The sequence below is a fragment of the Vagococcus acidifermentans genome, assembly GCF_003987655.1.
In the GTDB taxonomy this organism is placed as follows: Bacteria; Bacillota; Bacilli; order Lactobacillales; family Vagococcaceae; genus Vagococcus_B; species Vagococcus_B acidifermentans.
This window is the reverse complement of record NZ_NGKC01000003.1, coordinates 40,264-64,728: the sequence shown is the minus strand read 5'-3', so window position 1 is coordinate 64,728 and position 24,465 is coordinate 40,264. Positions and strand designations below refer to the sequence as shown.

Sequence of the window (24,465 nt, the reverse complement as noted above, 5' to 3'; positions counted from 1 at the left end):
TAACAAAAAATTTACAAAATTTCTCCTAATAATACCCATATATGGTTGCAATCTCTCTTGACAAACATCAGTTCGCCCCATAATTGAAGTAGATGGTATTTTCTACCATACTTTATTTATGGAGGTTTCATATGCTACAGGAATGGATTGCTCATCAAGAGTATCAGAACAACCTTTTGTTAAAACTTTTATCTTTTTTATACAGTGATAGGGAAAAGGTGGTCAGCTTAGATAAATCTATCTCTAAGCTTTACCTGCTTAACCTAAACCCGCTTTATCCCATCATCAAACCACTATATTCTAATACAGGTCGGCCAGCTAAAAACCAGCAGGGTATCATCAGGTCACTAATCCTGATGTTAGACCAGGATGAACACGATATCCCCAAATGGGCTGTAAAGGTCTCCTCGGACCGCCTTCTTTGCGCTATCTGCGGTTTTGAATACGGAGATGCACCTGCTTTCAGTTCTTATTACGATTTGGTAAAACGCCTATGGCAAGCATCACATAAAGTACAAGTAAAAAGGAAGAAAAAATTGCGTAGTTTCTATGCCAAACCCAGGAAAAAGCTTAAAGCAGGGAAAAAGTATACCTTGCCCAAACATAATGGTGTTGTTAAAAAATTCGCTTCCCTGGCTATAAGAGATAAATTACCAAAGTACCGTCCTGAGTTTGTATTGCAGGCTTTTCTTGCACGGTGTGTGGTTGATAAATCCCTTGATATGGGATTACTTGGGGATGCAAATAATTTTTCTATTGCTGCCGATGGAACTCCTTTCTACTCCGGTGCCAACCATTATGGTGTAAAGGTTTGTGATTGTAAATCCAAAGGTATTTATAATTGCCATTGTCCAAGGCGCTATTCCGATCCCGACGCTACCTGGGGCTGGGATAGCTACCGTGAACAATGGTTTTATGGGGATAATTTGTTTTGCACTACTGCTTCTGACAGTCCATATGATTTACCTATATATTTGCGCAAAGCACAAGCGCAGAGGCATGATAGTATTATTGCCATCTTTTCACTGGATGAGGTCAGAAAACTCTATCCTAATATCCGTTTTAAAAATTATATTGCAGATGGTGCAATGGACAATTATCCAACCTATAAACTCCTCCAGCACTACAACATGATCCCTTTTATTCCTCTTGACTCTGATGCTAAGTACCCTAATAAAGACTTACCACCAGGTGTACTTTGCTTTGATGACAATGGTAACCCTATCTGCATGGGTGGTATTCCATACCATAACTGCGGTTACTCCTATCCTAAAGGCATTAAATACAGGTGCTGGTTTGATTACCATGGGATTGAAAAACCCTGCTCCTGTTCAAACAGTCCTTACGGTAGAACTATATACATAAAACCTGACTATGACCCCAGGCTCTTCCCACCTGTTGCACGGGATTCTAAGACTTTTAAAGAAATGCTTAAACGCCGTACAACTGTGGAGCGTACACATAAAAGGTTATTCAAGGATTATGATATTGAAGCTGGTAATTGCCGTAGTGCCAGGGAAAGGTTTACCAGGGCTATAATGGCTGCTGTAAATGTCCACTTGGATGCATGGATTAAGCATACCGGATTTAGTATTCTTCCTCTTATTGAAGAACTACCCGGTAAAATTGCTTAAATAAACAGCAATGTAACTCCAATTGACTTTACTTTTTCAAAAACCCCTACTACATAGGGTTAGCTTTGCTATTCCCTATTTTTCATTTACAATTTGTTTTCCTATAGCATATTCTGTTTTCAATGTTCACTTATTTTCATATATAGGTTGTAATTGGCTAAATTTGTACTTTTATTTAGCTGTTTGAGTTTTTCCAATTAGTTTTCGAATTCATACTAGAAGGATTCTGTAAATTTTCTATCTTTATCACTAATATTGTATGCTTTATCGTCAATATCAGATAAATTAACATACAGCTTATTTTTATCTACCAATGCACATAAAGCCATCTTTTTCTCCTCGAGGGTCAACTTTTCAAACTCTACATCAACCGCCTCTAATTCATCTCTCGTAATATATGGAACTATTCTTTCATCTCTATATATTTTTTCTTTTATATCAGTAATTGTTGCATCCGTTGCATTTTGAATTTCATCAATAAGCTCTTTGGAGTTTTCTAGGAGTTCACAATAAACAAAAGATCCCCCACCTTGCCAGTTAACAATTTTTGAAATACCTGATTGGTCTCCATTAATTACATTGTTTAGTCTAATTATACAATCATTTTTTCCATAATCGAGTTGTTCTACCCCTATGTATTGTCTTCCTATTTTATGAGCTACGGCAGCTGTAGTTCCTGACCCAAGATGAAAATCCAAAACTAAATCCCTAGGATCTGTACTTAATTCTATAATTCTTTGTATTAGCTTTTCAGGTTTTTTTCCACCTTTTAGAGTTACACCACCTTCAGATGCAATACCTTCATACGGCGTATCCGACCAAATATTTGTAAGTTGCATACTAGGGGTTAAAACACCATCAATCTCTCGCACCTTTTTAGAATAGAATGCAATCTCGTTACCATTATAAACATAAACTGTATACTGACCCTCACGCTGAACTTCAAAAACTATATCTCTATTTTCTCTAGATTTTTCTCTTGCTTCAACAACCTTCTGTCCAGCATCATTTCCTATAGCGGTTAACCTAAATACATTATCGGCATTTTCCAATGCATATTGCCCAACAAGATTATTAAATACTTCCCTTCCTAGTTTACTTCTTGCATTCCTAACAGAATCAAATCCATGTTGATTAGCAACAATAATATTAATATCTTCAATCTTCCATTTTGAATGATCTTCCTCTTTATTTTGTATAATCCATTTATAATTCGTATCATATAAAGATGCTGTATATTGTATATTGTATGTCCATTTTTTCTTATTTTTTGCAAATGATATTATATATTCTGCTGTTTCAAAAACACCAGCATTTACACTCGCAAATCCAGATGGCGATTTAGTTCTAACAGTGATTTTGTTGAGAAAATTATTTTCACTGTCATTAAAAATTTCTTTCATTAAAGTATGCAGCTCTCCTACTCCATCATCACTAATTTGAACAAATATAGCACCATCATCACTCAAAAGTTTTTTTGCAATACTAAGACGATTTTTCATAAATACAAGCCATGTAGAAAGCTTAAAATTACTGTTATATGCAAAAGTATCTTCTTTCTTGTTGGTATGGAAGTAATATGGTGGGTCGATATATATTAATTTTACCTTACCTTCGTATCTTTTTAATAAGCTAGATAGTGCGACCAGATTATTGCCTTTTATAATTAAATTGTCATCATCTTTAAACTCAATATTTTCTTCGACACCTTCTTTTGTATAACGTTTTGCATTTGTAAAAACTTTAGGGGCAAGCATTCTAGTTACTTCATCACTCGCAATAGTCTCGTGGTAGAAAATTTCTTCTCTTTTCTGATCTTCCTTATCTTGACCGCCCTGCAAATAACAATCTTTATAAGGAAAATCTAAAACTACGTCGTTCTTCTGAGAAATGAAGTTCCCATTTGATGTTAAACCTATTTTATTAGAATATCGAGTATAGCTGTCTGGTAGAAATTCTTTGGATTCAATAAGCCATGCAAATTTTTGTTTGTCAAAAACTAGAGTATCTTTTACTTTCGTAAAAAATTCATCCTTTATTCTCTCATTGCTTAACAAAAGAGATAGCAACTCTTCATCCATCATCATTACGTCCGAGTACACTTTAGCTTTTAACAAATTGTTATCTTCTGATTGGTACTTATCAGCACTTAAAAGTATCTCTTCTACTATTTCAAAAATATTTTTCATTTTCTATATTCTCCTTCTATTCAAATTTATTTATTTTAATCATTACCCCTCATATATCAAGCTCTATATTATTTAATGCACGAATAACTCTGGTATATTGTATTTAATATCTTCAACTTCTTTTTGGACACTGACATTCCCACAATCCGCTAAACTGCTTCTTAATTTTATATCCCCTGCATTTGTTTTAACTACATACTCATCCCTATTCCTTCTTATATAAGTTGAAGTTTCCCTAGAAAATCCATTTCTTTGAAGCATTATAGATAGTGGATTTGTTGTTCCATACTCTACATATTCATACCAGTCATTGTTAAAGGACTCTACCTCATGTATCCGTTTGTATTCTGTCGAGAATCTTAAAAAATAATTAGATATACTAAAGAGAATAACATTTTCTATTGCATCTAAAGCTTCTGATATTGCAATATTCCTATGTTCTTTAGAGTCATTGTAATCTAAAATTTTTCCGTTTACTCGGACACCAGTCTTGGGTCTATTACGCTTATACTCTAAACCTTTTTCCATTATATAACTCAAGCCTGTCCCCTTAATCCATTGAGATAATATAACAGCATACCATCTTAATTTACCGTGTCTTCCATCTTTACTCCTAAAACCTAGAGTAGATTTTTCATATATTTCCCATTTGAATATTTTGCAAAGTTCTTCTAAAAAGTCTAATAATTCACCATACACAACATTATTATTTTCATTAATCGTAGGATATTTTAGCCCTTTCATGATTGCTGTTGTTAAGTTACTTGATTGATCGACTGAAACATTAATGTCATCATCTGGTCTATTTTCTCTTTTATTAAACACATTCCTTATATCTTCCTCTATCTCTTTATTCAGTAGATGTGAAAACTCCTTCCACACTAAGCTTTTATTGCTCTGCATTATATCTCTTAATAAAATTCCAGTAAATTTCCTCATAAGAGAGTACTCTTCAACAGTTTGATTTTTAGGATATTGAGTCAGCTGAACATCGCCCTTGACCAAACTTTCAACTATTTTTACTTTTTGATTGTTTGACAATTCAGTTACAACCGATAGCTTCTGTTCTTGAATATCTTCCTTTAGTAGCTCAACAAAAATTTCTGATTTTATTTTTTCTTCTGGCCGCATGAGAAATACATTGCCATAGAGGTTATATTCTATTCGTCCGACCCTTCCAATAAGATTCTTAAAATCTATGGCTGACATTCTACCTCTTCCAATTTTATAATCTGTAACAAACAAATTATCTGCTGGCAAATTAACCCCTTCCATTAGGGTACTTGTGCAAAACAAAGTTTCAATTAAGCCTTCTCTATAAAGTTCCTCGATACGCATTTTTATAGTTGAAGGCAAATAACCGATATGATAAGCGACACCTTTAGGAATTAAATCAGCCAAGTAATAATCCCTATGAACTTCATTTTTTATATCCTTAGCTAAAGTAATAAGTTCCTGATTATCTTTTTTTCCTTTGTTTTTAGCGAAATCAAGTGCGTATGTAATTGCCTTGTTTATTCCAGGGCAATAAATAATATTTTGACCATCCCCACCCAATCGAGTTATTAATTCACATACCGTTGCCTCTCTGTTAAGTTTTGCAACTTCAATAAAGTTTTTGTTACTATCATTAAATATTTCTATTTTCTTGTTAGGCAAATCAATCAAATACTTCATTTGGCTTACTGGGGCAAAAGAAGTAGTTAATTTTTGTTCATTAATGTTATATGCTTCTGGAATAAGCTTTAAATATATTTCTGGATTAGGGATATTTGGTGAAGCAAAAATAACATGAGGTTTTTCCTTTTTTCTACATAACATATCCACAACTTTATAGTAAAACGCACTACGACTTCCTTTAGTTGAAATTTTATGTGCCTCGTCTATAAACAAATATTCAATATTAATTGCTGGATTGTCTATTAGTAAATAAAGAAGTCGCTCAGGAGTAAGCACAAAAATAAAATTATGTTCCTCTTTTAAAGATAATGCTCCTGCCGAAGTAATTAACCTATAGTTGTGTTCCTTAAGAAGCTCTTTCAAATCATTAATTATTTTACTGCTAACTTCATTAATTAAGGCTTTTGTAGGAACTATTAAAGCAAAGTTAGAACGGATACCATCCATAACTTGTTTTTTCAAAAACATACGCATAATAAACGATTTTCCCATTGATGTAGGTCCCGAGTAGCTAAAGTAAGAATCCTCTAATCTATCATATACAATCTTTTGCGAACGAAAAAAATGTTGTTCTGGCTCTGCAGGAATACTCAAATAATCTTTATTAAATCCTGTATATAGTTTTTCCAGTAATGTCGTAGGCTGGAAATCTGGGGTAATCATATCCATCCCACGGTAATTACCTGTACTTTGAAGTACCGACCCCATATAATGTTTAATCCTATAATCCTGTGGATAAATCATATGTAATAGAGCAACTATTTCTTGAGCCCAAATCTTATGCTTGTCTGATTTTTCTTTATGTACGGACTTTGAAAGTATATCAGCAAAACGTAAAGCTGCAGATATATCCAACTCACGACTTTCCCTGTTAATTTTAAATAATTTCAAGGAATAATTATATAGGATGTTTTCATATAGCTCATTAAGATATTCATTATCATCAATATCTTTATAAAGTAATTCCCCAAAAACAACATTGTCATATCCACCCATTAAGACACACCTCCTGTTAGCATATCTTGTATTATTTCTTTCTTCTCTACAGGAGCATCATTAAATGGTAGGACATAAAAATAAAATGAATATCCCCCCATGCCCATACTATTTATTTTATCAACAATGTAAGGTGTAACAGACTTTATATCCTCTTTCATCTTATTAACTGCTTCAACACGGAATTGAGGATTTGATAACACCGATGAGTCAATCTCCAATGTGTAACCTAGGAATATGCCATAAGCATGGTCTATGGCACCAAACCCACCCTTACTTGGTATAATAATATTTTTCATATATTCTGCTGTTGAATTGTCAAATACTCGTCCAAATAAAGTGCTATCTACAACACTTAATTCAGCTGACGGATCTTCCTTTATTTCTTTTACAGTATCCATTGCTCTATCAACTGCATTACGCAAATCACCAATGATCTGTGACGCTCCAAAAACTAATTGATGGTATGGTTGTCCCATGCCACTATCAATCGCCAACAAATGTATACCATCACTTTTACACCCATAATGACTCGCCGTAGTAGTTAACTCAATTTTACTCATGATTTTTGGTGCGTCTAAAACCTGCTCTAAAAAGGTATATAGAATCATATCTCCAAGGGTATCGCCTGTTAATTGACCAGCTCCGCTATATTTTTTTAGTTTAGCCAATGCTGTGAGTCCCACACTTTCAACATCATCCTCTATAACAAATCGCTCTAGCTCGGCCCTTGAGTAGACATATCTTCCAATATTGCGTAGAAGAAATCTTTTTAACTCCCTATCAGAGAATTTATTATTAATCACATTCAAATGAAAAACTCTAAGCTCGTTATTATTTTTTAACGCAAGTGCCTCTGAATGCTTGACCTCATTAAATATCCCATTGAAATTTTTATCTTTGATAGTTTTCTGTATTGAGGCAGTAGATGAAACTTTATTTTTTCTAAGAGAAATACTATCTATCATTGGAGTAAATGAATTTAAATATTCATCTGTTACTTCTTTGATTTCATTTTTCAATTCAGAACTTTTTACATTGGCAACAGTATATAAAAAAACATTAGCTATTAGTTCTGCTGGATCAAATACAGTTTCATTAATGATCTCATCTTTAGTCTTAAAGCTTTCAAGATATATCGGAGTATCCCCTGGAATAGAATTATCATCGGCAAGAATATCCCTCAATGCTAAAATTGCAGTCTTAATCTTCGCTTTATTGAGTAAAGGGATGACATTATCTCTAAAATAATCGACAACGATAGAGACTTCGACATTCCTTGCCTCTGCTCCAGCTTCAGAAGAAACATTTCTATGTCCTGTAGCCATCCTTGATGCAGCATTATCATCTCCAGTCAAATCTTCGTAATCGTCTAATATTAGAAGCATTGTACCATTGATTAAGCTTTGCGAAACATTGTAAGGTTTACAATGATATAGGACTTTTAATAAAGAAGCATAACAAAGCCGTTTCATCTAATTCTCCTTTCTAGAAAACTATCATTTATCTTCGTTTATCACCTCTACAATATCCCCTATATTACAATCTAACGCTTTGCAAATACGTGCCAAAACTTCCATGCTAACTGGTAGGTCCTTTCCCATCTTAGCCATTGTAGATGAAGTTATATTTGTCATAGCCATTAAATCCTTTTTCATTAACTTCTTATCAATTAGCAATTTCCATAATTTATTATAGCTAAATCTCACAATCTCGCCTCCACATAAAACAGATTCAACTAATAATTTCTCGTATTAATTTACATTTTATCATGCAACTATATATCTTACAATCTTTTTTCTGTATTTCTGTATTTGTCCTTTACATTCTCAAAGTTGAATATAGGCTCTTTAAAATTAAAGTGATAGTAAAGTCAAAGTAAAGTCGCAGCCATGTAAACTCAATTTCATAACTTATAAACTGTTATTGTACAAGCCAATAGCAGTTTTTTTATTTCGATTTATTAAAGATTCTTCTGTACTTATAAATCTATGAAAGGAGGAAGCCACCATGCAGGAAGTCAGAAACATCAACAACAAACGTATCTGTGATATCAGTAATGACCAAAAAGTAATAGAAATTCGTCTCAAAAACTGCCTTACAATAATTACTGCAAACCCAGATGGAACTCTAAACATCACTCATGAACTTATAGAGTCTGTGGCATAAAGCCATTTAACAACAACTTAATAACTGGAATCCGCCAGAACGCTAAGACGGCCGTGCGGGACACTTTTATAGGTGTTCCCCCCTGCCGTCTTTTTGTTTTGAGGATTTCAGGGCTCTGGCGGATTTCAAATTTGAAAACCAAAGGAGCCAATCTAATGAAAAACTATCAAAGAGTAAATTACAGAAAATACTATGCACAAGATGAAAATGGAAACTATGTGGAAGTAGACAGGAAAACATGCTTTGCCTCTTCCGAACCACCTACTGAGGACAACCCCTATAAACAAAGATGGTTCTACGATGAAGAGGCTGGTTATGTAGTTAGGCTTAGCAGGACCAAAGAAAGTGAAGATATTCATAGATTCAATAGTACCTCACTAAAAAGGGAAGAACGATATCGTAATAGAAAATTCGCCTGCATCTATAAAGACACGAATAAATGTAACCAAGACTGCGATAGATGCAAATGTAAAAACACTAGCCGTACTGTAGAGCTAGATAAGAATTGGGCTAATGACAATGATGAAAAGGACAGCTTTTTCACTCCAGCTGATGATAGCCAGGATATTCTTAACATTTTAGAAGATAAAGAATTAAGGAGTATTTTACAGTCAGCTTTTGAAAGTCTGTCCTTTGAAGATCAGCTACTATTTAATTGCCTCATTGAAAAGAAGGCTAAAAAAGTAGTAGCTAAACTCTTAGGCATCACAGTTGATGGTGTTCGATACAGAGAACTTCAGCTTCGTAAAAAACTCCTTTCCAACAAAAATTTAAAAGATTTTTTAGAGAAATAAAAAGTTTTACTACGGATTTTGCCCTTCGATGTCCTTTAGATATTGAAGGGCAAAAAAAATTATGAAAGGAGTAAATCTATATGAGTAAAATGAACGAACTATCCCAAACCGTAGACGAGTTAAAGAGTGCTGCTAATTTACTTTTGTCTGTAGCTGATTCACTTCTAGACTTATTTTCTGGAACTGGTGAATCCCCAGAAGAAGCGAAAGAAGCTAAAAAGCAACCTGCAGCAACTAAAGAAAATCTTACCCTCGAATCGGTTAGAGCTGTTCTAGCAGAAAAATCTCGTAGTGGTTATACAGATGAAATTAAAGCTTTATTAGAAAAACATGGTGCTAGTAAGTTAAGTGAGATTGACCCAAAAAAGTATAAGAAACTACTGGAAGAAGTGAAGGTATTAGGTGATGGGTAAACATGCTCTCCTCTCACCTTCTTCAAGTCATCGCTGGTTGAACTGCCCTCCGTCTTTAAGACTTGGCCAGCAATATGAAGATACAACAAGTTCTTATGCCGCTGAAGGAACGGAAGCTCATACCCTATGTGAATATAAACTAAAAACTATTTTAGGTATGAAGGCTAAAGACCCTACTGCTAATCTTGAGTATTACAATGAAGAAATGGAAGAATGTGCAACAGATTATGCAACCTATATTCTAGAACTTTTAGAAGATGCAAAAGCCAAATGCTCTGACCCTTTAATTCTAATAGAGCAAAGACTAGATTATTCAAAATATGCTGAAGGTGGCTTTGGAACTGGTGACTGCATCATTGTTTCAGATGACACTCTTCGTGTAGTAGATTACAAGCATGGGACTGGCATTTTAGTTGATGCCAATGACAACTCGCAGATGAAATTATATGGACTTGGGGCATTGGAGCTTTTCGATGGTATTTATGATATTGAAACTGTAGCTATGACCATCTATCAGCCTAGAAGAAACAATATCAGCACCTTTACTCTTTCAAAAGATGAACTTTATAAATGGGCTAATGCAGTTTTAAAGCCTACTGCAAAACTAGCACTTGAAGGTGAAGGCGAGTTTAGATGTGGCGACTGGTGTACTTTTTGCAAGATTAAACATGAGTGCAGACATAGAGCTGATCATAATCTTGAACTTGCAAAATATGAGTTTAAACTCCCACCTCTATTAGAAGATGAAGATATAGAAGAAATCCTTGGAAAAATTGATGAACTCACATCTTGGGCTTCTAATATTAAGGACTATGCTCTTCAATCAGCACTTCAAGGAAAGAAGTGGCACGGTTTTAAGCTAGTCGAAGGAAGAAGTAATAGAAAATATATCAACCCAGAAAAAGTGATTGAAGTTGTTACATTGAACGGCTATGACCCCTACGAACATAAAATCAAAGGGATCACAGCCATGGAAAAAACTCTAGGAAAAGCTAGGTTTTCAGAACTTCTATCTGATTTAGTCGAGAAACCTCAAGGCAAACCTACTCTCGTTCCAGAGAGTGATAAACGTCCAGCTATTAATACAGCTGTAGATGATTTTAAAGAAAATTAAGGAGGACAAACATATGTCTAAAAATGCAAATCCAATGAAAGTTATAACAGGACCAGATACAAGGTGGTCTTATGCAAATGTGTGGGAAGCAAAATCAATTAATGGTGGTACACCAAAGTTTTCAGTATCACTCATTATCCCAAAATCTGATACTAGAACTCTTAATAAGATTAAAGCTGCTATTGAGGCTGCTTATAAAGAAGGCGAAGGCAAACTAAAAGGCAATGGTAAAACCGTACCGCCTCTATCTTCTATTAAGCAACCTTTAAGAGACGGGGATATTGAAAGACCTGATGACGAAGCTTATGCTAATGCCTATTTTGTTAACGCAAATTCAGCAACTGCCCCAGGCATTGTAGATAGCAATCTAGACCCTATTCTTGAACGTTCTGAAGTTTACAGTGGTGTATATGGTAGAGCAAGTATAAACTTCTATGCTTTTAATAGTAACGGAAATAAGGGAATTGCTTGTGGTCTTAATAACCTACAAAAAATAAGAGATGGTGAATCACTTGGAGGTAAATCAAGAGCCGAGGATGATTTTGCAACAGATGTAGATGATGATTTCCTTTCATAAAAACTTTAGGGGCAGCAGGATTAAATCTTGCTGCTCTATTTCTATCTAGGAAAGGAGAATTTAATGAAAACATTAGAAATTGATATTGAAACCTTTAGTAGTGTAAATCTTTCTAAGTCTGGAGTCTATCGCTACTGTGAGTCACCCGATTTTGAAATCTTACTATTTGCCTATTCCGTTGATGGCGGAGATGTTAAAGTTGTGGATTTAGCTATGGAAGAAAAATTACCTCAAAATATATTAAATGCTTTATCCGACCCACATATTATCAAATGGGCTTTTAATGCTAACTTTGAACGGATATGCCTATCAAGGTTTTTAGGATACCCTACTGGAAAATATCTAGATCCCAAATCATTTAGGTGCAGTATGATTTGGTCTGCCTATATGGGCCTTCCTCTATCTCTTGACAGTGTCGGTACGGTTTTAGGACTAGAAAAACAAAAGCTTAAGGAAGGAAAAGATTTGATTAGATACTTTTGTACTCCTTGTAAGCCTACTATCTCTAATGGAAAAAGAACTAGAAACTTCCCCTACCATGACCTTGATAAATGGTCAGCATTTAAAGAATATAACAAACGTGATGTGGAGACTGAATTAGAAATACAGATGAAACTATCAAAGTTCCCTGTTCCAGAACAAATATGGAATGAATATCACCTAGATCAAGAAATTAATGATAGAGGCGTTCTTCTTGATTTAGATTTTATAAAAAACGCAATTGAAATAGACGACTACTCTCGCACTAAGTTAATTGATGAAATGAAGGCACTAACAAATCTTGATAACCCCAATTCAGTGCAACAATTAAAAGGCTGGCTCTCTTATAATGGCCTTGAAACTGAAAGCCTTGGAAAAAAGATTGTTTCCGAGTTATTAGAAACAGCCACAGGAGATTTATCAAAAGTACTAACTCTTAGGCAGCAGATATCAAAATCATCTGTAAAGAAATATCAGACCATGAAAAATGCCATAGGTTCTGATAATCGTGCTAGAGGAATGTTCCAGTTTTATGGTGCAAATAGGACAGGACGATTTGCAGGGAGGATTTTGCAACCTCAGAATCTCCCAAGAAACAATATCCCTGATTTATCTGAAGCTAGAGAATTAGTTCTTAATAAAGACACTAAGGCCTTAGATATGCTTTATGATTCCACACCAGAAGTCTTGTCCCAGCTTATTCGTACATCATTTATTCCAAAAGCCAATCATAAGTTGATAGTCGCAGACTTTTCTTCAATAGAAAGAGTTGTCCTAGCTTGGCTTGCAAATGAAAAATGGGTTCTTGATGCCTACGGAAGAAAAGAAGATTTATATATTGCTACAGCAAGTCAAATGTTTGATGTACCTATTGAGAAGATAGATAAAAGAGATCCTTTAAGAGATAAAGGAAAAGTTGCTGATTTAGCATGTGGTTATGGTGGTTCTGTCGGTGCTTTAATTTCAATGGGTGCTCTTGATATGGGGCTTACTGAAGAAGAATTAAAACCCTTAGTTAATTCCTGGAGAGCTGCCAATTCTAAAATTGTCGAATTTTGGTGGAGCGTTGATAGAGCTGCCCTTAAAACTGTTAGGGAAAGAACTACTACCGATACTCATGGTATTGAGTTTTCTTACAGAAGTGGAATGCTCTTTATTACTCTTCCATCTGGCAGAAAATTATCCTATGTAAAACCTCGTATTGGTCTAAATCAGTTTGGCTCAGATTGTGTTACTTATGAAGGCCTTGGCGGGACTAAAAAATGGGAAAGAATACAGTCCTATGGTCCAAAATTTGTGGAGAATATTGTTCAAGCGATTAGTAGGGATGTTCTTGTTTTTTCTATGGAGAAATTAAGACACTTTCCTATCGTCATGCATATTCATGATGAGATAGTTATTGAGGCAGAAAAGCATATTACTGTAGATGAGATATGTGAAATTATGAGTCAAGCTCCTCCTTGGGCTGGTGACTTGAAGCTACGTGCTGAAGGCTTTGAGGGAAGTTTTTATAAAAAAGATTAAAAAACACTACGGATTTTGGCAGGTGCTGTCCTTTAGATAATAAGGGCAGTACCTGCCTATTAAATTTTGGAGGTGTTTTTATGTTTTATGTAAAGGAAAAAGTAAGTCCCAGTCTTGATGTCACTGTAGAGATTCATGATGATAATGTCTTTTGTACCTGTCCTGAATGTGGTTGTGAAGTTGAAATAGACCTAGCCCAGCTTTTTAGCGATGGTGAAGGCGATCTTTATGGTACTTCTGTCTTTTGTCGTGATTGTAGTAAATCCAAGCTAGAAGCTTTAAGAAAGTAAAGGAGGTTGTTTAGATGAAGCTTGAAGTTTATAAAAATCCAGAGTTCGGTTCTATCCGCACTGCCCTTGTTAATGAACAAATCTATTTTGTAGGCAAAGATGTAGCTGAAAGTCTAGGCTATTCAAATACAAAGGATGCCCTTTTAACCCATGTTGATAAGGAAGATAAGACAATACTTCAAAGGTCGGAAAACACGACCTTTGCTATTCCAAATAGAGGTCTGACAATAATTAATGAATCTGGTCTATACAGCCTTATTCTTTCTAGCAAGATGCCCAAAGCTAAGGAATTTAAACATTGGGTAACCAGCGAAGTCCTCCCTTCTATTCGCAAACATGGTTTGTATGCAACAGATGAATTATTAAATGACCCTGATCTCGCTATTGCAGCTTTTACTGCACTAAAAAAAGAAAGAGAAAAGGCAAAAGCACTTGAAGAAACTATTGCCATTCAAAATCAACAGATTGTGGAGATGAAACCAAAGGCATCTTATTATGATTTAGTTCTTAACTGCAAGGATTTAGTAGCCATTTCTGTTATTGCTAAGGATTATGGCTGGAGTGCTAAAAGAATGAATAGTTACCTAAAAGAAAAAGGAGTCCAGTTTAAGCAGAGTTCTATATGGCTCTTATATCAAAAGTATGCCCAGATGGGATACACCAGTACAAAGACTCATTCCTATAACGGGAACGATGGAACAATACACACTAGGCCACATACCTATTGGACACAAAAAGGAAGATTGTTTATTTACAGTCTCTTAAAGGAAGATGGGATTTTCCCAATTATAGAGAAGGAGGAAGCCTAATGACTATAAATAAATTCAACGGAGATGGTTATTATGACCCTACTCCCTACGAAGCTTTAAAGAAGAAGTACAGACCTCTTGTTTACATTGCTTCTCCCTTCTCTGGTGATATGGAAAGAAACACAAGAAAAGCACAGGGCTATTGCAGATTTGCAGTTAGTGAAGGATATCTCCCTCTAGCACCTCACCTGCACTACCCTCAATTTTTAGATGATGAGGATATTAAGGAAAGAGAACTTGGACTTCACTTTGCCCTTGTCCTACTTGGTAAATGTGAAGAACTGTGGGTCTTTGACAAAGTTTCTGAGGGAATGGCTGAAGAAATTGCTAAAGCAAAAAGAAGGAACATGCCAATAAGATATTTCGATTCTAAATGCGAGGAGGTGCTTGAATGATTAGATTTACTCTATATACATCAAACACCTCAGGGAATCTTTCAAACTGTATCTATCCCAAAGAAATTATAGTTACAGATAAATCATCGATGATAGACGCAATTAAATATGATCATGTTTCAGCTAAATTTGAAAATAACTATCGAAGCACAAGTAATTTTATCAAATCAGATAATGCTGTACTTGATTGTGATAACGATCATTCAGATGACCCAAAGGATTGGGTCACTGTGGCTGATGTGGCTACAACATTTGAAGATATTCCTTTTGTTGCTGCCTACAGTAGAAACCATATGAAACAAAAAGGGGTAAGAACACCAAGGCCGAGGTTTCATGTATATTTCATGATTAAGGAAATAACTGACCCAGCCGAATATGCAAAGTTAAAACAAAAAATAGCGACCGCTTTCCCCTACTTTGATAACAACGCCCTTGATAGTGCAAGGTTCATCTTTGGTACTAGCACTCCCAACATAGAAATTCATGATGGTACTAAAAGTATTGAAGATTATTTAGATGCTGCAAGCTTTGAAGATTGGGATAGTTCTACTGAGGAAGTTCCTGAAGGAACAAGAAATAGCACCATGTCCCGATATGCTGGACGAGTTATAGTTCGTCTTGGAAATACAGATGAAGCCTATGCCCTCTTCCTTAAAGAGGCTGAAAAATGCAATCCGCCCCTAGACGAGGATGAATTAAATCTTATATGGCATAGTGCTGTTAATTTTGGTAAAAGAGTATCTTCTCAAAAGGATTACATTCCCCCAGAAGATTATGGTGGAGAACTTCAGTTAAAGCCAGAAGATTTCTCAGATGTAGGTCAAGCCATTGTTCTTTCCAATGAATATAAAGAAATTCTTAGGTACTCCCCTGCTACTGATTTTTTAGTATATAACGGTAGCTTTTGGGAGGAATCAAAACCTAAAGCACAAGCTGTTGCACAAGAATTAACCACTAGACAGCTTAAAGAGGCTGAACTCGAAATCAATAATGCTTTAAATGAAATGACTGATAACGGTGCTCTTGACATTGTTATGGAAAAAGGTGCAAAAAAGGCTGCACAAGACTTTGGCGAGGACCAAGATGAGTCTTTTAAAAGGTATGAATCTGCTATTGCCTATAAAAAATATGTCATCGCTAGAAGAGATTCCAAAAAGATATCTTCCGCACTAAAAGAAGCACAGCCTATGCTTGAGATTCTCCCTAAGGATCTGGACACAGATGGCTTTCTACTGAACACACCAGAGGCTACTTTTGATTTAAGACAAGGTATCCAATCAAAAATGGAATCAAACTACTCCCACTTTATAACAAAGCAAACATCTGTAAGTCCAGATGATGTAGGAATGGATAAGTGGCTTGATGCCCTTGATGTGTTTTTTAGCAAAGATAAAGCTCTCATTGAATATGTGCAAAGGATTGTGGGGCTTGCTGCTATAGGAAAAGTTTATGTTGAGGCTTTAATCATAGCCTACGGTGAAGGCCGTAATGGTAAATCTACGTTTTGGAATGCCATCGCCAGGGTTTTAGGAAGCTATAGTGGTAATATTTCAGCCGACATTCTTACTGTTGGCTGCAGAAGAAATGTTAAGCCAGAGCTTGCCGAGGCAAAAGGAAAAAGACTCCTTATTGCAGCTGAACTTGAAGAAGGTATGAGGCTAAATACTTCTAATATAAAACAGCTTTGTTCTACTGATGAAATCTATGCAGAGAAAAAATATAAAGATCCTTTTAGCTATATCCCGACTCACACATTGGTTTTATATACGAACCACCTGCCAAAGGTTGGAGCTATTGATGAGGGAACTTGGAGAAGACTTATTGTGATTCCTTTTGAGGCAAAGATTGAAGGAAATAATGATATAAAAAATTACACGGACTATCTCATTGAAAATGCTGGTGGTGCAATTCTTACATGGATAATTGAAGGGGCCAAGAAAGTAATTGATGATAATTACAACATAACTCCACCTAAGAAAGTTCAAGATGCCATTGATATTTATAGAGAAAATAATAACTGGTTAGCACACTTTCTAAATGAGTGTTGTGAAGTTGATGGAAGCTACACAGCCAAGTCGGGTGAAATCTATGATGAGTACCGTGCTTTTTGTTTAAGGGTTGGTGAATTTACAAGAAGTACAGCAGATTTCTATACAGCTCTTGAATCAGAAAACTTTGAAAGAAAGCGAACTAATAAAGGCGTTATCGTTAAGGGTTTAAGGCTAAAATCAGAGTTTATTTAAGTAAGTATTTTGTAATTAGTGTAGGTCGGTGTATGTCTATATTACAACTTTTTCATATAGACAAAAATAAATTTAAAAAAATATATAAAAGTTATATAGACAGCCTACACCGACCTACACTCCCCCTAAAATTCTGATGAATCTATTTGCCAAAAAAGCCGATGAATAAAGGCTTTATAGCTAAAAACGATTTCTTGGATTCATTAACTAAAATATGTAGCAAGGTGAAGGTCAATGCGTGAAAAACAAATTGAGCAAAAACTTGTAAAAGAAATTAAAAAGTTGAATGGTCTTTGTCTTAAACTTACCTGTCCAGGTTTTGCTGGGATGCCCGATAGACTTATCCTTCTTCCTACAGGAAGGATTGGATTTGTAGAAGTGAAAAGGAAAGGTGAAAAACCTAGACCAATCCAAATTACAAGGCATAAACTTCTTAAATCCTTAGGTTTTAAAGTATATGTTCTTGATGATGAAAAACAAATAAAAGAAGTAATTAGAAATATTCTAGGAGGTGATGCCTGATGAAGTTCATACCCCATGATTATCAGAGATATGCTACTGAATATATTGAAAGAAATCCTATCTCAGCTATCTTTTTGGATATGGGCTTAGGTTAGGAAAAACAGTCTTAACTCTTACAGCTTTAAACAATTTATTATTTGATAGCTTTGATGCACATAAGATTTTAGTTATCGCACCACTTCGAGTTGCTAGAGATACATGGCCAACAGAGATTGAAAAATGGAATCACCTAAAAGATTTAAAATATTCTGTTGCTGTAGGAAGTGAAAAGATAAGGAAATCAGCTTTTATGCAAAAAGCAGATATTTATATTATAAATCGTGAAAATGTAAAATGGCTTATAGAAGATAGCTCTCTTCCCTTTGACTTTGACACAGTAATTATAGACGAGCTTTCATCATTTAAAAATCATCAAGCCAAACGCTTTAGATGTCTTATGAAAGTAAGGCCAAAGATAAAAAGAATTGTAGGCTTAACTGGAACTCCTGCAAGTAACGGACTTATGGATTTATGGGCTGAGTTTAGACTTTTAGATATGGGAGAAAGGCTTGGGCGATTCATCGGAAAATATAGAGATGAGTATTTCCTTCCAGATAAACGAAATCAACAGATTATATTTTCTTATAAGCCTAAACCAGGAGCAGAAAAAGCCATATATAAAAAGATTTCAGATATTAGCATAAGCATGAAAGGATCCGATTATCTTAAGCTTCCAAAGCTTACTATAAATGAAGTCGAAGTGAAATTATCTGAAAAAGAGAGTAAAACCTTAGATGCAATGAAAAAGGATTTAGTAGCAACCATTGATGAGGATGAAATCACCGCTTCTAATGCTGCTGCCTTATCTAATAAACTTCTTCAAATGGCAAATGGAGCTGTATATGGAGATGAGAAAAATGTAGTTCATATCCATGATAAAAAACTAGATGCTTTAGAAGATTTAGTAGAAGCGGCCAACGGTAAACCTGTTTTAATCGCTTACTGGTTTAAACATGATTTGCTTCGAATTACTAAAAGATTTAAGGTGGAGAACTTGGATAGTTCCGACTCAATAAAAAAATGGAATAAGGGAGAAATCCCTATAGCAGTTATCCACCCTGCATCTGCTGGACATGGACTCAACCTACAATCTGGTGGTTCTACTCTGATTTGGTTTAGCCTTACATGGAGTTTGGAGCTTTACCAACAAACAAATGCCAGGCTATGGAGACAGGGACAAGAAAAGACAGTTATTATCCATCACCTCATTGCAAAGGACACAATCGACAAGCAAGTGATGAAAGCTTTAAAAAACAAGGATAATACCCAGTCTGCATTAATCGATGCTGTTAAAGTCAACTTGCAAATGGGAGGTAAAAGCAATGAATAAAAAATATGAAGATTTGGCTAATGCCATTGTTCTAGCAGCAGTTAAGGATTACCGTGCTGCACTTAGAAAACTAAATAAACATCCACGAAATCAAGCTGCTTTAAATACAAAAGAAGAAGTTGAACGTTTCTTTCATTCTGGCTGGTATAGACTTCTTACCAGCCTTGACCCAGATATGCTTATAAAACAACTGAATGAGGAGGTAGCATCATGAACGCAAAAGATTATTTAAATAAAGCTTATCGTCTAGACCAAAGAATTAATAGCAAGCTTGAGCAAGTGGAGTCTTTAAATGCACTTGCTACTAAAGCCACTTCTACCCTATCCGATATGCCAAGAAGTCCTAACAGAGCTACCTCCAAAATGGCAGATGCTATAGATAAAATTATTGACCTTCAAGCTGAAATCAATAAAGACATTGATATGCTTATCGATTTGAAAACTGAAATTGTAGCTCTTATAAAGAAAGTAAAGAACCAGGAGTATCAAACCTTACTTGAGAAACGATACCTTTGCTTCGAAACTTGGGAGCAGATTGCAGTTGATATGGATTATAGCATTCAGCATATTTATAGACTTAGAGACAGAGCTTTAGAAGAAACAACCACTCTTTTGAAAAATGATAGGAAATGTTAGTAGATGTTCATAGACTTACTTGATACTATTAAGATAGAAAAACTTTAAACCTTCACAGAAAATCTGTGGGGGTTTTTTCATGCCCAAAAAGGAGGTGCTAGAATGCCAAGGAAACCTAAGAGTCCTTGTTCCTATCCTGGCTGTCCTAAGCTTACTGATGATAGGTACTGTGAAAAACATAAGCGGTTAACAAATAAAAACTATAACAAGTACCAAAGAGATCCTAAGTCCAACAAAAGATACGGCAGGGCTTGGAAACGAATCAGAGACAGATACGTCAAAGAGTATCCCCTTTGTGAGGAATGTAAGAAACACGGAAAGCTTACTCCTGTGGAGGAAGTGCATCACATCGTACCACTGTCCAAAGGTGGTGGCAATGAGTTTAGTAATCTTATGTCTCTTTGCAAGTCTTGTCACTCAAGCATCACAGCTAAAAGTGGTGAGCGGTGGGGGTAGTAAATCTCTAAAACTTTCATAAGCGGACAGCGGCGTGGGGCATCGTGTAAAAAAATGCAGTTTCAAAGGGGGTAATAGGGCAAGTGGAAAGTGAGGTGTTTTAATATATGGCCAAGGACGGCACTAATAGAGGTGGTGCTCGCATAGGAGCAGGAGCCAAAAAGAAAGCATTAGCAGAAAAAATAGCAGAAGGAAATCCTGGTGGAAGACCTCTTACAGTTATGGAATTTCAGAACACCGCAGACTTAAAAGGTGAAGAAATGCCAGAGCCAAACAAAATGTTAGAGGCAGTCCAAAAAGATGGAAAGACTTTAGTTGCTGGAGAAGTCTATAAAGATACATGGAAATGGCTACATGAAAGAGGTTGTTCCTCCCTCGTCTCCCCCCAGCTCTTAGAAAGATATGCTATGAGTGTTGCAAGATGGATTCAATGCGAAGAGGCAATCACTGAATATGGCTTTTTAGCAAAACATCCTACTACAGGAAATGCTATTCAAAGTCCATATGTTGCAATGGGACAAAATTATATGACTCAAACAAATAGACTGTGGTTTGAGATATTTCAAATCGTAAAAGAAAACTCTCTATCAGAATACACAGGAAACAATCCTCAAGATAATGTAATGGAAAGGCTGCTTACTGCCCGCAAAGGAAAATAAATAATTGGAGGTAGAAATGAAAAGACAATTAACAGCTGAAAGTGTGTGTATCGGTCATCCAGATAAGCTATGCGATTTAATCGCTGATAATATTTTAGATGCTGCTTTTAGAAAAGATAAAGCTTCTAGAGTAGCTTGTGAAGTTATGGCGACCAAAGGAAAAATTATCGTGGCGGGCGAAATCACCTGTAGCGAGAAACTAGATATCAGATACATTGTTAGGCAAACTCTAAGGGAAATTGGATACAATCCACTTAAATTTTTAATATATGTGTATGTACAAAAACAAAGTCCCGATATAAAGGCTGGAGTTGATAATGCTATAGAAATGCGAAATGGCACAGATGACCCTTATAACTTAATCGGTGCTGGTGATCAAGGAACTATGTATGGCTATGCTACAAATGAAACTAGAGAAATGCTCCCCCTCCCTCTTGTTTTATCCCATAGAATAACTAAAAGGTTAGATAAAGCAAGAAAAGATAAATTAATAAAAGGGATATTTCCAGATGGTAAGGCACAGGTTACTGTAGAATATGATGGTGATAAACCAGTAAGAGTTAAAACTATAGTTATATCTATTCACCATCATAAAGATAAATCCTATGATGAATTAAAAAGAGAGATTTTAACCTTTGTCCTACTGCCTGCTTTTGAAGTTTTTCCTTTTGATGAGGATACTGAAATTCTTATCAATCCTTCTGGTAGATTTGTTATTGGTGGACCAAGTGCTGATACAGGTTTAACAGGTAGAAAACTTATGGTTGATACTTACGGTGGTCTTGCCTCCCACGGTGGTGGTGCTCTATGTGGCAAAGACCCGACCAAGGTAGATAGAAGTGGTGCTTATATGGCTAGATATATAGCAAAACATATTGTATGGAGCGATTTTGCAGATAAATGCGAGGTCGCTCTTTCTTATGCCATTGGAAAAGCAAATCCAGTGGCTTTTTCTATTAATACTTTTGGAACAGGTAAAGTATCAGATGAAGTATTAACCCTTGCTGCAAAAGAGGTCTTTAATTTAAAACCTGCAGCAATTATTGAAAACCTAAGGCTTAGAGATATCCATTATTCTGACACAGCTACTTATGGTCACTTTAATTCCTCTCTCCTTCCTTGGGAAGATGTAAATAGATATGACGAGTTTAAAAAGGCGGTGAAAAAATATGAAGATAGAAAAGATTAAAATTGAAAAGCTTAATCCTGCCGAGTACAACCCAAGGAAGGATTTAAAACCTGGAGACCCCGAGTATGAAAAGTTGAAAAACTCTATTCTTACCTTTGGATATGTTGAGCCAGTTCTTTGGAATAAAAGAACTGGCAATATTATAGGTGGCCATCAAAGATATAAAGTTCTAGTAGAGCTTGGCGAAAAAGAAATTGATTGTGTCGTTGTAGATATGGATAATGAAAATGAAAAGGCATTAAATATTGCTCTTAATAAAGTCAGTGGTGATTGGGATAAAGATAAACTAATGCTTTTAATCGAAGATTTGCAAGGAGTAGACTTTGATGTCTCCCTTACTGGTTTTGACCCTGCTGAACTTGATGATCTATTTAAAGATTCTCTAAAGGACAATATTAAAGAAGATGATTTTGATGTTGAAGAAGAACTTAAAAAACCAGCCATTTCACAGTTAGGAGATTTGTGGCTGCTTGGCGAACACAGACTTATCTGTGGCGATAGTACTAACCCTAAAACCTATGAAGATTTAATGGATGGAAAGTTGGCTAATTTAACGATTACTGACCCTCCCTATAATGTAAATTATGAAGGTACTGCTGGAAAAATTAAAAATGACAATATGGGAAACCAGGCCTTCTACGACTTCCTCCTTGCTTCCTTTCAAGGAATGGAAACTGTTATGGCTAAGGACGCATCCATTTATGTATTCCATGCAGATACTGAAGGCTTAAACTTTAGAAAGGCATTCTCTGATGCGGGCTTTTATCTTTCAGGTACTTGTATATGGAAAAAGCAATCCTTAGTTTTAGGTCGCTCCCCTTACCAATGGCAACATGAACCCGTTCTCTTCGGCTGGAAAAAGAAAGGCAAGCATAACTGGTACTCTGACAGAAAACAAACCACTATTTGGGAATTTGAAAAACCTAAAAAGAACAAGGATCATCCAACAATGAAACCCGTGGCACTTGTAGCTTATCCTATTTTAAACTCAAGCTTAACTAACTGTATTGTTCTTGATCCCTTTGGCGGTTCGGGAAGTACATTAATTGCCTGTGAGCAAACAGATAGAATTTGCCATATGATTGAGCTTGATGAAAAATACGCGGATGTTATTGTGAAGCGTTATATTGAACAAGTCGGTTCTGATCAAGATGTTTATTTAATTAGAAACGGTAAAAAGACTAAATATGCAAATATCTCAAAGGATTAGTATTATATGAGGCTACTGTTTTCCCTGTATCATCTTTAATAGTTACTTAGAAATAAACCATAAGAATATCTGAAATATAACTTGCATAATACATGCTTTTGAGTGATGTATAGACGTACTACATTACTTGGAGGTATTAAATATGGATAGAAAAGAAAAAGTCAAAATTCTGGGAAAACATCTAGGAATAAAGCCTAAATATTTAGGAGTTCCAAGCTTTGCTTATGAAGTTGGAGATTTTACCATTACAAGGGACGGCACAATAATTAATAAGGCAGGTGATGAAATGGAACTTGATGAAATACTAAATTCTTCAGAAGAAACCACGGAGACTGAATTTGATTCTATTGAAATATCCTTCCCCATGGAAGGTCACGATGAAAGAACTATTAAAAACCTTCTAAACATGATTTATAGCAAACAGTCACTTATTAAAAAGGTTTTTGACTGCTCTGAAAACATAGTAGAAAAAGAATTAATTGATGAAATCTCTACTCTTGAATCCTTGAGTGAAATACTTACAACCATAAACAAGGAAAATTGTAAAGGCATTGATTTTAACGATGAAAAACTAACCTTTAATTTCATAAAGGGAGATATTCAAACTTCATCAGAATTTCTAAGCCTTTTAATTAAAAAAGCTAAAGAGCTACAATATACTTCTTCAAAGCCAATTGTAACAGACAATGATAAATATACTTTTAGAACATGGCTTATAAGACTTGGAATGATTGGTCCAGAATACAAAGCCCACAGAAAGACACTCCTTTCAAGTCTTACTGGAAGCTCTGCATTTAGAAATGGGCTACCAGCCAATAAGGAGGTCAAATAACCATGAAAGAAATACACAGAGAAATATTAGAAAGACTTAAAAAGGAGTTTCCTAGTGGCACAAGAGTTGCTCTTGTAAAAATGGATGACCCCTACTCTACATTAAAAGCTGGTGATAAAGGAACAGTTACGGGAGTTGATGATATCGGTACAATTCATGTTAACTGGGATAAAGGAAGTTCTCTTGGCATAGCTTTTGGCGAAGATATCTGCAGAAAAATTACAGAATAAAAACAGGCATAAACCCTTGATAATACTGTGTTTATTCTGAAAATAGTACTTGCTA

General features: G+C 35.4%; 24 protein-coding genes and 1 pseudogene. 21 read left to right on the top strand and 4 right to left on the bottom strand.

Features of this window, described 5'->3' with window-relative positions; genetic code table 11:
- The first annotated feature begins 131 nt into the window (after positions 1-131).
- Positions 132-1,634, top strand: a complete 1,503-nt coding sequence (locus CBF27_RS03780) for a transposase (RefSeq protein ID WP_126812599.1) — start codon at positions 132-134, stop codon at positions 1,632-1,634.
- 215 nt (positions 1,635-1,849) lie between these two features.
- Here CBF27_RS03780 and CBF27_RS03775 read toward each other — a convergent pair whose 3' ends face one another.
- The 4 genes from CBF27_RS03775 to CBF27_RS03760 all read right to left on the bottom strand — a co-directional run bounded on the left by CBF27_RS03775 (position 1,850) and on the right by CBF27_RS03760 (position 8,208).
- A complete protein-coding gene (locus CBF27_RS03775) occupies positions 1,850-3,823 on the bottom strand; it encodes a DNA methyltransferase (RefSeq protein ID WP_126812597.1) in 1,974 nt (657 codons plus the stop codon).
- A gap of 72 nt (positions 3,824-3,895) precedes the next feature.
- Positions 3,896-6,499, bottom strand: a complete 2,604-nt coding sequence (locus CBF27_RS03770; protein WP_126812595.1) for a DEAD/DEAH box helicase — start codon at positions 6,497-6,499, stop codon at positions 3,896-3,898.
- Positions 6,499-7,974, bottom strand: coding sequence for a HamA C-terminal domain-containing protein (locus tag CBF27_RS03765; protein WP_126812593.1), 1,476 nt, complete (start codon positions 7,972-7,974; stop codon positions 6,499-6,501). Before CBF27_RS03765 ends, CBF27_RS03770 begins: the two co-directional genes overlap by 1 nt.
- 24 nt (positions 7,975-7,998) lie before the next feature.
- The gene (locus CBF27_RS03760; RefSeq protein WP_126812591.1) at positions 7,999-8,208 is read right to left on the bottom strand and encodes a helix-turn-helix domain-containing protein; all 210 of its coding nucleotides are present in this window, start codon (positions 8,206-8,208) and stop codon (positions 7,999-8,001) included.
- Between the two features lie 301 nt (positions 8,209-8,509).
- On the opposite strand from CBF27_RS03760, the gene CBF27_RS14095 reads away from it, so the two are divergent.
- The 20 genes and pseudogenes from CBF27_RS14095 (at position 8,510) to CBF27_RS03665 (ending at position 24,410) form a co-directional block, all read left to right on the top strand.
- On the top strand, positions 8,510-8,668 hold the full coding sequence (locus CBF27_RS14095; RefSeq protein WP_170174996.1) for a hypothetical protein: 159 nt from the start codon (positions 8,510-8,512) through the stop codon (positions 8,666-8,668).
- A 155-nt stretch (positions 8,669-8,823) separates the two neighbouring features.
- Entirely contained in the window at positions 8,824-9,462 is a 639-nt protein-coding gene (locus CBF27_RS03755; protein WP_126812588.1) for a hypothetical protein, read from the top strand.
- 80 nt (positions 9,463-9,542) lie between these two features.
- Positions 9,543-9,875, top strand: a complete 333-nt coding sequence (locus tag CBF27_RS03750; RefSeq protein ID WP_126812586.1) for a DNA ligase — start codon at positions 9,543-9,545, stop codon at positions 9,873-9,875.
- The gene (locus CBF27_RS03745) at positions 9,868-10,989 is read left to right on the top strand and encodes a DUF2800 domain-containing protein (RefSeq protein WP_211334614.1); all 1,122 of its coding nucleotides are present in this window, start codon (positions 9,868-9,870) and stop codon (positions 10,987-10,989) included. Before CBF27_RS03750 ends, CBF27_RS03745 begins: the two co-directional genes overlap by 8 nt.
- Before the next feature lie 13 nt (positions 10,990-11,002).
- On the top strand, positions 11,003-11,566 hold the full coding sequence (locus CBF27_RS03740) for a DUF2815 family protein (RefSeq protein WP_126812582.1): 564 nt from the start codon (positions 11,003-11,005) through the stop codon (positions 11,564-11,566).
- Between the two features lie 63 nt (positions 11,567-11,629).
- On the top strand, positions 11,630-13,570 hold the full coding sequence (locus CBF27_RS03735) for a DNA polymerase (RefSeq protein WP_126812580.1): 1,941 nt from the start codon (positions 11,630-11,632) through the stop codon (positions 13,568-13,570).
- An 80-nt stretch (positions 13,571-13,650) separates the two neighbouring features.
- Positions 13,651-13,860, top strand: coding sequence for a hypothetical protein (locus tag CBF27_RS03730; RefSeq protein WP_126812578.1), 210 nt, complete (start codon positions 13,651-13,653; stop codon positions 13,858-13,860).
- Between the two features lie 14 nt (positions 13,861-13,874).
- The gene (locus CBF27_RS03725; RefSeq protein ID WP_126812576.1) at positions 13,875-14,669 is read left to right on the top strand and encodes a phage antirepressor KilAC domain-containing protein; all 795 of its coding nucleotides are present in this window, start codon (positions 13,875-13,877) and stop codon (positions 14,667-14,669) included.
- A complete protein-coding gene (locus CBF27_RS03720) occupies positions 14,669-15,064 on the top strand; it encodes a DUF7768 domain-containing protein (protein ID WP_126812574.1) in 396 nt (131 codons plus the stop codon). Before CBF27_RS03725 ends, CBF27_RS03720 begins: the two co-directional genes overlap by 1 nt.
- Entirely contained in the window at positions 15,061-17,307 is a 2,247-nt protein-coding gene (locus CBF27_RS03715) for a phage/plasmid primase, P4 family (protein ID WP_126812572.1), read from the top strand. The genes CBF27_RS03720 and CBF27_RS03715 overlap by 4 nt, the downstream gene beginning before the upstream one ends.
- A gap of 234 nt (positions 17,308-17,541) precedes the next feature.
- Positions 17,542-17,829, top strand: coding sequence for a VRR-NUC domain-containing protein (locus tag CBF27_RS03710; protein ID WP_126812570.1), 288 nt, complete (start codon positions 17,542-17,544; stop codon positions 17,827-17,829).
- Positions 17,829-19,198 (top strand): annotated as a pseudogene (locus tag CBF27_RS03705) (SNF2-related protein). Before CBF27_RS03710 ends, CBF27_RS03705 begins: the two are co-directional and overlap by 1 nt.
- On the top strand, positions 19,191-19,412 hold the full coding sequence (locus CBF27_RS03700) for a hypothetical protein (protein ID WP_126812567.1): 222 nt from the start codon (positions 19,191-19,193) through the stop codon (positions 19,410-19,412). The pseudogene CBF27_RS03705 and the gene CBF27_RS03700 overlap by 8 nt, the downstream one beginning before the upstream one ends.
- Positions 19,409-19,834 carry a DUF1492 domain-containing protein gene (locus CBF27_RS03695; protein ID WP_126812565.1) on the top strand — a complete coding sequence of 142 codons (426 nt, stop codon included), beginning with the start codon at positions 19,409-19,411 and terminating at the stop codon, positions 19,832-19,834. Before CBF27_RS03700 ends, CBF27_RS03695 begins: the two co-directional genes overlap by 4 nt.
- 102 nt (positions 19,835-19,936) lie before the next feature.
- Positions 19,937-20,290: an HNH endonuclease gene (locus tag CBF27_RS03690; protein ID WP_126812563.1), complete on the top strand. Its 354-nt coding sequence runs from the start codon at positions 19,937-19,939 to the stop codon at positions 20,288-20,290.
- Between the two features lie 107 nt (positions 20,291-20,397).
- The gene (locus CBF27_RS03685) at positions 20,398-20,949 is read left to right on the top strand and encodes a P27 family phage terminase small subunit (protein WP_126812561.1); all 552 of its coding nucleotides are present in this window, start codon (positions 20,398-20,400) and stop codon (positions 20,947-20,949) included.
- A gap of 16 nt (positions 20,950-20,965) precedes the next feature.
- Positions 20,966-22,138, top strand: coding sequence for a methionine adenosyltransferase (gene metK, locus CBF27_RS03680; RefSeq protein WP_126812559.1), 1,173 nt, complete (start codon positions 20,966-20,968; stop codon positions 22,136-22,138).
- Positions 22,119-23,348: a site-specific DNA-methyltransferase gene (locus CBF27_RS03675; RefSeq protein WP_126812557.1), complete on the top strand. Its 1,230-nt coding sequence runs from the start codon at positions 22,119-22,121 to the stop codon at positions 23,346-23,348. Before metK ends, CBF27_RS03675 begins: the two co-directional genes overlap by 20 nt.
- 142 nt (positions 23,349-23,490) lie before the next feature.
- Positions 23,491-24,180 carry a virulence-related protein gene (locus CBF27_RS03670; protein WP_126812555.1) on the top strand — a complete coding sequence of 230 codons (690 nt, stop codon included), beginning with the start codon at positions 23,491-23,493 and terminating at the stop codon, positions 24,178-24,180.
- 2 nt (positions 24,181-24,182) lie between these two features.
- Positions 24,183-24,410 (top strand): DUF4314 domain-containing protein, encoded by a 228-nt coding sequence (locus CBF27_RS03665; protein ID WP_126812553.1) that lies wholly within the window; start codon positions 24,183-24,185, stop codon positions 24,408-24,410.
- The last annotated feature ends 55 nt before the right edge of the window (positions 24,411-24,465 follow it).